At 45.5% G+C, this 5,219-nt stretch carries 3 protein-coding genes; all 3 read right to left on the reverse strand.

Features of this window, described 5'->3' with window-relative positions:
• Positions 1-2,174 (reverse strand): AAA-like domain-containing protein (locus F8R90_RS28235; RefSeq protein ID WP_196513438.1); only part of this gene is annotated, 2,174 nt, incomplete at its 3' end.
• A 159-nt stretch (positions 2,175-2,333) separates the two neighbouring features.
• A complete protein-coding gene (locus F8R90_RS28240; protein WP_196513439.1) occupies positions 2,334-3,869 on the reverse strand; it encodes an AAA-like domain-containing protein in 1,536 nt (511 codons plus the stop codon).
• Between the two features lie 531 nt (positions 3,870-4,400).
• Positions 4,401-5,195, reverse strand: coding sequence for a Tab2/Atab2 family RNA-binding protein (locus F8R90_RS28245; RefSeq protein ID WP_196513440.1), 795 nt, complete (start codon positions 5,193-5,195; stop codon positions 4,401-4,403).
• Positions 5,196-5,219: the final 24 nt, after the last annotated feature.

Raw genomic sequence — 5,219 nt, forward strand, 5'->3', positions numbered from 1 at the left:
CCTTGGAGAGTTTGTAACAGTTGCCCCTTGAGATTCCGCAACTTCACTGTCCTGTCTGAACTGGCAGAGGCAATGGTTTCACCGTCAGGACTAAATGCCATGCCCCAAACCGAACTGCTATGGCCTTGGAGAGTTTGTAACAGTTGCCCCTTGAGATTCCGCAACTTCACTGTCCTGTCTGAACTGGCAGAGGCAATGGTTTCACCGTCAGGACTAAATGCCATGCCCCAAACCGAACTGCTATGGCCTTGGAGAGTTTGTAACAGTTGCCCCTTGAGATTCCACAACTTCACTGTCCTGTCTGAACTAGTAGAGGCAATGGTTTGACCGTCGGGGCTAAATGCCACACTATTAACCGTACTGCTATGATCTTCTAGTCGGTTACGTTCCTTGACTCCATAAATTATCTGCTGGAGTGTGGCTACTGCCAAAACGCGGGTATCTGGTTCTACATTTTTATTTAATGTTTTGAGTTGTTTTCCTACCTTCAAGCCTTCTACTAAAGCATAAAGTTCTAAATTTGCTGCCATCAGGTTTTGTGATTTTAAGCTTTGGGCGAGAATTTCGGTATTTATCCGACTTTTATCCGCATCTGCTTTAGCGGCAGTGACTTCCTGTTCTTTTACCTTTGCAAAATCTCGTTGCTTTTCAGCGTCTACCTGTCTGTCCTTAGCTAATTGTTCAGCAGTTTTTGTTTTATCAAGTGCATTTGCTAACTCTATTCCCTTTTCTTCAGCTAATTGTTGTGCAGACTTTGCTTGCTCCTCTCCTTTTTTAGCTCTTTCACTCTGCTGATTAGCAATGCGCTTTTGCTTTTCTGCCTCCCGGCTTTGTTCCTCTGCTTTTTTCTGCTGTGTTCGCGCATTTTTAGCCTGACGCTTTGCTTCATTGCGTTGACTTTCTGCTTCTAGACGCTGTTGTCCTTCTTTATCGCGAGCATCTTCGGCAATCAAACGTTGGCCATTCACATACACAGCCACTCCCGTCGTCATTAAAACCGAAAATACTACCACTACCGCCGCCACATAAAGCAGTGCAGGTTTAAGCTGTTGCCACCTATCCTGCAAGTTAAACGGCAAATGTTTATTAATCCACTTATAATCAAAGACTTGCCGATAGATTTGATTCCGCACCCGCAAAAGATTATTCTCTCGCCGCACTACCCCCGACAGTTTTAAGTGAGATTTAGCTAAAGACTGTTCCTCATCCACAACCGCCCGCTTACCCCAGCGAATCTCGCGGTAAATGGTCAAAACCTCGCGGTCTGGTGCGCGTTTAGTCATCATATCGCGGACAAACTGCAAGTTATTATCTTGCTCGCTCATTGCGCCAAAAAATGTGCGGCTAACTATTTTGTCTATATCTCTACTCCGGGGAAACGCGATGAATCGCGTCTCTACAACAGGCTCCTGACTCTCGGCTAACAAGGCACCACAGAGACGCTGCGTTAAATATGGGTGTCCTGCCGTCCACTTCAACACCTGGCGTAATATCTGGTTGGCTTCATTGCTAGGTAATCCTAATCCCTCAGCTAAGGGTAAGGCTTCGTCAAAGGTAAAATCAGTTAAATCGACACGCTGTCCAATATTAAATGGTGTGCGCTTGGCATCGCTGATTAAATCGCCGGGAGTCGCTACCCCCATTAAGACAAAAGAAAGCCGCCCAAATTCAGGATTAGTAGCACGGGCAACATAGAGATAACGAATTGCGATAAAAAAATCATCGGTAAAATCCAGGCTGAGGGTAGAGTCAATTTCATCGACAAAAATCACAACTTGTCCTTCAACCTCGGCCAGCAAAACCCTCTCAAAAAACTGTGTCAGCCGTTGCGATACTCCCAGATGTTCGTGTTCTTGCCACCAACTCACCACATCTGTATCAAACATGAGTTGGTCTTCCAGTTTGACCAAAAAGCCAAAATACCACTGTTCGACTGTAACATTTGCCCCCAATTCTTGAAGGTCAACAATTACTGAGCTAATCCCCTCCTCCGTTAGTGTTTGCGCCGTGCGTACCATCAAGCTGGATTTACCCATTTGGCGCGGCGTGAGGACATAAGCGAAAGTTGCCGAGCGACATAAACCGAGCAATTCTTCATCGGCTTGACGAGGAATGTAAATGCCACCACCAGCTTGCACAGTTCCGCCGACGGTATAAATAGTTGGTTCGGCCATGCTCATCCCACCTCCCTGGTTCCCTGACTCTGACAGGGAATGCCTATAAGGAGGCTCTGCCTCCAGACTTTATAATCAGAGGCAGAGCCTCTGTGAGAGCATTCCCAGTCGGAGACTGGGAACGAGGTGACAGTCTCGCCTACAGTGTAAATGTTTGGATTAGCCACGCAGATGCTCCCGGAAATAATCGGTGTAAAGTTGACAACGGGGAAACACTATACGCCCTTCCCGGCGCACTAAACCTGCACCCCGCAAGCGGAAAAAAATACGCTCATCTACACAGGTGTTCTGGCGAATTACTTGGAACATACCCTGAACCAACTCCTGTTTGTTATGCAACCGAAAGAGGTGGTTACGTAGATGATTGCCAAAGGGGCCATTATCTGCGATCGCATTGGCAAATAGTTCGGTAGGATAGAGGCGATCGCTAGCTACTGAGTAAAGTGCAAGCCTTACTAAGTAAGGATGTCCACCTAGCAACGCTATTAATTGCTTTTCTTCGCTGGCGTTGAAGGGTGAACCATGACGGCGGTTTAAATCAGCAACCTGTGCTGCTGTAAAATCTTCTAAATCAATTACTAGTCCAACATTAAACGGGGATTGGTTGAGATTATCAATTAGCTGGTAGGGTTCGGTGGAAGTAACCAGCGCTAAATCCAGTTGCTTCCAGATGGGATTAGTGGCGCGGCTATTGTGCCAGCTTCGCAGCATTCCAAAGAAATCAGAGCGGAAATCTGTATCAAAGACCCTTTCAACTTCATCCATCGCTAAGACAATGGGGTTGCCAAACTCTTTAAGCAAATAGCGGCCGACATAACGAGTACAACGCTGACTATTGCCCAAGGGCATATTCCAATACTCATCAACTTTGTCAGTCATTTCCAGTTCATCGGTTAACCAAGTACAGAACTGGCGAAAGAAAAGGTCAGCATTAGTTAAGGCGGCTTTATCAAACAATTGGAAATCCAGCAAAGCAACCCGCTTCCCTGCATTCACAGCAGTATTAATTGTGCGGATTAACAAGGAACTTTTGCCCATTTGCCGGGGGCCTTTAATTGTAATTGTCACACCCTGCCGCTCAATAGTCTGCAAGGTAAGTGCATCTGATGAGCGTTCCATGTAAAAAGCAGATTGCGATTCCATTGTCCCTTCCGGCATTTCCAGGGAGACTGGCTGTGCTGAAGGAAAGGGATGGGGTAGGAGTGACGGCTGACTCATCTGGAGTAAGTCTGCTTTCGATTTTTCTTCACTGATAGCCAATGAACCGCCAGAGACAGCCTGTAATAACTCTGCAATCAGGCGCGGCGTATCTTCTGCATCTTTCCAGAATGCCCAGTTAATGCCATTTAAGTAAGCACTCAAGGGATACAGGAACGGTTCTTGATACGCCAGACGCACTGGGAGAATTATCGGTCGTCCTTCTTGTGATTTTGCCAAGTGGTGTGCCGTCTCTATTTCTGCTACCACCATCTCGCTACTGGTTGACAAGCCTGAAAGGAAAGTAATCAGAAAATCAGCTTGGCGGATTTCTGCTTCAATACATTCAGCCCAGCGTGTGCCAACGGACATGGTTTGGTCGATAAAGACTTTGTGCTGCTGCGATAGCGCCTGGAAGACTTGCAGCGCTACTGGTTCATCGGGGCTAGCATTACGCTTATAGCTGATGAAGATGCGTTTAGCCTGTGAGTTTAACATTACTATTAACCTTGTCTTCCTTCGGCTTTTTGAGTGGAAAAGCTTATGTAGTTGGGAGTCAATTTTGTATAGAAGTTGGGTAATTCTGTGCTTTGTCATCCAAGGGCATTTTTTCCCTATTTTGAGGATTAGCTGGACAAATTAAGATTTTATTTACAGTGCTATCAATTAGTTACACTTTACTACAGTGCAGTTACAGGAAATTACCAACGGCACAAAAAAATTGTTCGCGGAGTTAAAAAGCTAGTTAACGGAGCTAAAAGACTCGTTTTGAATATCCGACTATTAGTGACAACTTTAAGGCTGTTTTATAACTCTTACGAGATAAAAATCAGAAACTTTTGTTGTGATTAGTTTTTATAAATTTAGGTGTAGGTTGGGTTAAGGAACGTAGATGCAAAGCGGCTTCCCGCAGGGTAACCCAACATCAAGAATCCTTGATTTTGTTGGGTTCAACTTTGTTCAACCCAACAAATATTTTATTTTTTAAGCTATAGAACTTAAGCGGACAAATATTTTTGGCAATCAATATCAATCTTCTGCCCGCAACAACCAAAAGCCGCTATAAGTCATCCCAGAATCATCTGGTTGCACTAACAAAAAATGCAATCCTCGGCTTTGCTGTTTTCGTTGTTCATATGTTTGGGCTGCTGTTCTAACTTCTGGATCTTCAAAAGTGGCAACAATCCACCTGTCAACTAAGCCAGCCTCTAATACTAAGCCATCCGGTGCGCCAGATATGTAATTCAAGCCTACGGGACGGGCTTGCTGCAACCACCTTGCTAGGCGCATCGATTGCCGTCCACCATAAATTACGATACCAGGGACGGGCACTGTTGACGCTAAACCCAAATTGATGGGTTTGAGATGTTCTGGGATGTGCAAAATGGGAATGGGGCGATCGCTAAACCTCGTTTCCACATCACTAGCAGCTAAACTCGCAAAACGCCATTGTTCTCCCCAGAGGTTTTCTGGTAATGGTACTGGGGGTGGTTTATCCACCGCTGAAGGATACTGCTTTTCTTGTAACCACTGCTTCAACGCCAAAGTGTGGCGGGTAGGTACGACATTTATACTTAAATTGCGTCCCGCCGCCTCAATTAAGCTTAGTGACTGAGGACGAAATACCTGGATCACATCTGGCAATTTTTCACCTGCGGCTAACTCAAGTTGAGCAGCCACCCAACTCGAATTTGCTGCTGACTGGAGACAGCTAGCTTCATACTCAAAGCTGCGAGTTGCATCACAAATCAACAATTCCCATAAAATTTGTCCAGATGCATCTGGCAATGGACGACGATAAAAATCAACTTGCCAAATTTTCATTATGTGGGGAGTGGGGATGAGGGG

The organism is Nostoc sp. NZL, assembly GCF_015714705.1.
Taxonomy (GTDB): domain Bacteria; phylum Cyanobacteriota; class Cyanobacteriia; order Cyanobacteriales; family Nostocaceae; genus Nostoc; species Nostoc foliaceum_A.

What these genes read in the sequence shown, in the direction of transcription:
- F8R90_RS28245 (WP_196513440.1), bottom strand. Translation starts at nt 5,195, where the DNA reads ATGAAAATTTGGCAAGTTGATTTTTATCGTCGTCCATTGCCAGATGCA.
- F8R90_RS28240 (WP_196513439.1), bottom strand. Translation starts at nt 3,869, where the DNA reads ATGTTAAACTCACAGGCTAAACGCATCTTCATCAGCTATAAGCGTAAT.